The sequence below is a fragment of the Tautonia sociabilis genome, from assembly GCF_003977685.1.
Taxonomy (GTDB): domain Bacteria; phylum Planctomycetota; class Planctomycetia; order Isosphaerales; family Isosphaeraceae; genus Tautonia; species Tautonia sociabilis.
The window spans coordinates 1-4,594 of the sequence record NZ_RYZH01000105.1 but is presented as its reverse complement, the minus strand read 5'-3'; the positions used below and the strand labels follow the sequence as shown (position 1 = coordinate 4,594).

At 70.9% G+C, this 4,594-nt stretch carries 4 protein-coding genes; 2 read left to right on the top strand and 2 right to left on the bottom strand.

Features of this window, described 5'->3' with window-relative positions; translation table 11 throughout:
• On the bottom strand, positions 1–406 hold a 406-nt coding region (locus TsocGM_RS25435; RefSeq protein ID WP_126728271.1), incomplete at its 3' end, for a hypothetical protein.
• A 688-nt stretch (positions 407–1,094) separates the two neighbouring features.
• Positions 1,095–2,699 carry a replication initiator protein A gene (locus tag TsocGM_RS25430; protein WP_126728270.1) on the bottom strand — a complete coding sequence of 535 codons (1,605 nt, stop codon included), beginning with the start codon at positions 2,697–2,699 and terminating at the stop codon, positions 1,095–1,097.
• 494 nt (positions 2,700–3,193) lie between these two features.
• Between TsocGM_RS25430 and TsocGM_RS25425 the strand changes: the two genes are divergently transcribed.
• Positions 3,194–3,979 carry an amidohydrolase family protein gene (locus TsocGM_RS25425; RefSeq protein WP_126728269.1) on the top strand — a complete coding sequence of 262 codons (786 nt, stop codon included), beginning with the start codon at positions 3,194–3,196 and terminating at the stop codon, positions 3,977–3,979.
• The coding region (locus tag TsocGM_RS25420) for an amidohydrolase family protein (protein ID WP_126728268.1) at positions 3,976–4,594 on the top strand (619 nt) is incomplete at its 3' end. The genes TsocGM_RS25425 and TsocGM_RS25420, both read left to right, overlap by 4 nt.

Here is a 4,594-nt window from a genome sequence, read left to right as displayed (position 1 = left end):
GGTCGGCGACGACGTTGGCCGGGTCGGACGAGAGCCGCTGCGCCTGCCGTCGGGCTCGGGCCTGTCGGCGACGCTCCCAGGCCTCGACCGCCCGACGCGCGGCCTCCCGACGGGAGGACTCCCGGCCCTCGTCGATCCGATCGAGGATGACCGAGGCCACCGCCGCCCGCCGGACCAGGTGGCGCTCGACGACGTTGTCGGGCCCGGCCTCTCGCTCCCATCGGGCGAGGGCCGCGTCGAAGGCGGCTCGGTGGCGGTCGTCTTCGGGAACGAGGACCTCGGCGGCCAGGCCATGCTTCAGGCCGTTGCGTCGGCTTCGGGCCTTCCCCTCGGGGGTCCTCGGCCCGGTTGACCGTTGGGCATTCCGTCGGTTGGCCTCAATCTGCTTCGGCGAAGCGGTTCCCATCAGGGAGGTCCCGGACTCAAGGGCGCCGGGGGAGGGTCGAATTCGGCGGAGGATCGCCGCCTGGGTCCAATCGCCGATGCAGGGAGGGGAGACCCGGGCGGAGCGCTCCCGGCCCGGCTCCCGGGAGCCCCCTTCAATACAATCGCGCCGAGCGGAGCGGTCTGGTGACGGAACCTCTCCCCGAACGGCGGAAATCGGACGATTCGCTCCGCTCCCGGTCGACCGCTCCCGGCCCCGGATGCGGCCAGGAGCGGTTCGCCCGCCGGACCGGAAGGCGGGGGATCCCCCGGAAGCAGGCCCCCGATCGGGAGGCCCTCGACGAGGGACGAGCCCCCCAGCCTCCCCGAGACGGGAGGATCCGCGCTCCGAGGCCTCCGGGAACCCCTCGTCCCGTCGGCCTCGGACGGCCGATACCAGGAGAGCGGCGAGCCCAGCCGCCGGGCGGCCCGCCGCGTACAATCTCCCATTGTCGCGTACGCCAGCGTAACAGAGCGTAACAACAGGAGCCGCGACGTAGAGCACGGACTGCGGACGGATGCCCCGCGGAAACGCGATCGCGGACGGGGGCCGTCGGCCGAGGGTTCCGCGACGCTCGGGACGGGAGCGCGGAGGGAGCGGGGGACGGGAGGGATCGCCCGAGACGCCGAGGAGGTTCGGTCCGGTTTGGTTCCGCTCGGCCGGGCTTGGCTCAGCGATCGCCGAGATCGCCGAGATCGGGGGGAGGGGGCTCGGCCGGGGAGGGGGGAGCGAAGAGGGGGTGGCCGAGGTCCCGGAGGAGGGAGCGGATGTAGTCCTGGCGGAGGATCCGGCGCTGGAGGCGCTGGAGGGCGGGGGAGCGGCCGAGCTGGGCCAGCGCGACCGGGTCGGCGGCGGCGAGAGCGGCGGCGTCGAGGGAGGCCTGGGAGTCGGGGGGGAGGGAGTCGTAGTAGGAGTCGATCGCCTCGAGTTCGAGGCGGGAGCGGGCCTGTTCGGCGGCTCGGCGGTCGCGTTCTTCGAGGGCCTCCCGGGCGAGGCGCTCTCGGTGCTCGGCCTGGCGCTGGCGATCGGCCGGAGGGAGGTAGCCTCGGGGGGGAGCGTAGTCGCGCCGGATCGACTCGACGAGGTAGCCGGCGGGGCTCTTTCGGATGCGGCGGTCGTCCCGGGAGGAGAGCCAGTCGAAGGCGTCGAGCTTGGCGGCGATCCGGTCGGCGGGGTGGCGGGCGACGAGGTCCCGGGCGGTCATCTCGGTGACCCCTCGCGAGGAGAGGGCGAGCACCAGGGGGTGGTCGGCGGGGGCGGGGGCCTCGGGGTCGGAGGGTGGAAGGGCGGGGGAGCCCTCGACACCGGCCCCGGCCCCGGCGGCGGCTCCCGAGGCGGGGGCGGCAACGGTCCCGGCCCCAACCCCCGAGGGAGCCCGCTTGAAGAAGACGAGCCATTCGCGGCCTCGCTTGCGGAAGCGGTCGGCCTTCGGCATCGGCTCGAGGAAGCCGACGGCCTCGAGCTCGTCGATGGCGGGCTGGAGCTTCTCCTTGATCTTGCCGTTGTGGGCGTAGGATCGGCTGAGGCCGATGTGTTCGAAGGCCAGGTCGCGCAGCTCGAAGACCCACTCGGGGCGGTGGTAGAACCGCTTGTCGAGGAAGCGGTACAGGCGTCGGGAGGTGTGCAGGCCGAGGCGGACGTAGAGGTTGTAATCCAGGCTCTTGAGGTAGCCGGCCTGGCAGCTTTTGAAGAAGACCTTGCCCCAGACGACGTGGGAGCGGGCCAGCGCTCCCCGGCAGGTGTGGGCTCGGCCGTCGGTGATCTCGAAGCTGTCGATGATGTGGAAGCCTCCGCTGGTCCAGCGGCGCTCATCGTTGTCCCACCAGGCGTTGCGGTAGGAGAGGTAGGTGCTGGCCCAGCGGTCAAGCGACCGGGAGATCCGGGCGTAGCTGCTCCCCTTGTCGGCCCAGCCGAGCAGCTCGATGAGCTGGAGGCGAGAGAACGTGACCTCGGGACGGGTGAAATTATTCTGCTGCTTGGTCAGTTGCAGCAGGGCGAGGATCACGTCGTCGTCGGCGGCGGTGGGGAGGCCGAACTTCTCGGGGCTGGTGATGGTGAGGGTCCGGCAGACGGGGCGGCCGGTCTGGGCGTCGTGGATCGTGTCGTGAAACGCGATCTCGTTCTGGCCTCGGGGGGCTCGGTCGCAGAGCAGCGTGATGGGGAACTCGGCGATGTTCATCTCATCCCGACCGGCGATCACGATCGGGATCGCCTCGACGGGGGGAGGGGAGGCCTCGAGGGAGGGCGTCGGGGAGGAGTCGCGGTGCCTGACCATCCGCTTCGATCCGTCCTCGGTGGGGATTGCGATCCGGGATCCGGAGGAGGGAGCAACACCAAGCTCGGCGTCGCCGAGTCGGAGTTGTTGGTTGCGATCCGGTTTTCAAGCAGGTTGAAAGGTTATGCCATACAATCCCGTTCGATTCAAAGGAGTTACGGAACTTTTCGTCCCCCGGGTGTCGGATAGTCGTCCCCGGAAGGTCGGATCGGCGTCCCCGAGGTGTCGGATGATCGTCCCCCGGCTGTCGGATGATCGTCCCCGAGGTGTCGGATGATCGTCCCCCGGGTGTCGGATCGAATCGTCCCCGAGGTGTCGGATGGTCGTCCCTCGGGTGTCGGATCGAATCGTCCCTGAGGTGTCGGATGGGGGGCGACGTGCCGGGAGGGTTGATTTCGGGGACGGGGCGGGGTCCAATCCAGCGTCGGCCCGGCCGGAGGATGGGGAGGGCCGGCGTCGGGCGTCGGGGATGGGCCGAGGGGGGGGAAGGCCTCGTGGAGATCTGGGACCTGCATTGCCACCTCTCGGGGGTGCCCGGGAGGACGCCGGACGAGCGGATGGCCCGCTTGGTGGCGTTCGCCGACCGGATGGGAATTGCCCGGTTGTGTGTCTTCATGGGGATGGAGTGGTCGTATGATCCGGGCCCCGACGACCTGAGGAGGCAGAACGACGAGGTGTTGCAGGCGATCTCGCACTGGTCGGATCGGGCGTTCGGCTTCGCGTATGTGAGCCCGAACCACGTTGAGGAGAGCCTTCGGGAGATCGACCGCTGCGTCCGGGACGGGCCGATGGTGGGGATCAAGCTCTGGGTGGCCCGGCGCTGCTCGGACCCGGTGATCGACCCGATCATCCAGAGGGCCGCCGAGCTGAAGGCGCTGATCTTCCAGCATTCCTGGATCAAGGTGGGGGGGAACTTGCCGGGGGAGTCGACGCCGATGGACGTGGCCGAGCTGGCGGGGAGGCATCCCGGCGCGATTCTCGTCTGCGGGCACAGCGGGGGGGACTGGGAGCAGGGGATCCGGGCCGTTCGGGCGTTCCCGAATGTCTCGGTCGACCTGGCCGGCGGCGACCCGACGGCGGGGATCGCGGAGATGGCCGTGAGGGAGCTGGGGGAGGACCGGGTCCTGTACGGCAGCGACGCGGGGGGGAGGAGCTTTGCCTCGCAACTGGCGAAGGTGAGGGGGGCCGAGTTGCCCGAGGGGGTGAAGCGGAAGATCCTGGGGGGGAACCTGAGGAGGCTGCTCGCTCCGATCCTCGAGGCCAAGGGGGTGCGGGTGTGACCGGCCGGACGATTGACGTGAACGTGAACCTTGGCCGGTGGCCGACCCGTCGGGTGCCGCTCGACGAGCCGGGGAGGCTGCTCGAGAGCTTGCGCGAGCACGGCGTGGCCGAGGCCTGGGCGGGCAGCCTGGAGGGCCTGCTGCACAAGGACGTGGCCGGCGTGAACGCCCGGCTGGCGGACTCCTGCCGGGAGCATCGGGGGCCGGGGCCTCGGCTCGAGCCGTTCGGGACCGTCAACCCGACGCTGCCGGACTGGGAGGAGGACCTCCGCCGCTGCGCCGAGGAGCACCGGATGCCCGGCATCCGCCTGCATCCGAATTACCACGGGTACGGGACGGACGACCCGAGGTTGGCCCGGCTGCTGGCGATGGCGAGCGATCGGGGGCTGGTGGTGTCGCTGGCGATGCTGATGGAGGACTCGAGGATGATGCACCCGATGCTTCGGGTGCCTCCGGTCGACCTGGGGCCGCTGGCGGGGGTGGTCGGGCGGATTCCCGGCCTGAGGCTGGTGCTGCTCAACGCGACGGGGGCGCTGCGGGGAGAGCGGCTTCGGGAGCTGGTGGGGGCGGGGGAGGTTTCGGTGGAGATCGCCATGCTGGAGGGGGTTGGCGGGG

Bases quoted from the DNA above. Each gene is read 5' to 3' on its own strand.
- TsocGM_RS25430 (WP_126728270.1), bottom strand. From the start codon at position 2,699: ATGGTCAGGCACCGCGACTCCTCCCCGACGCCCTCCCTCGAGGCCTCC.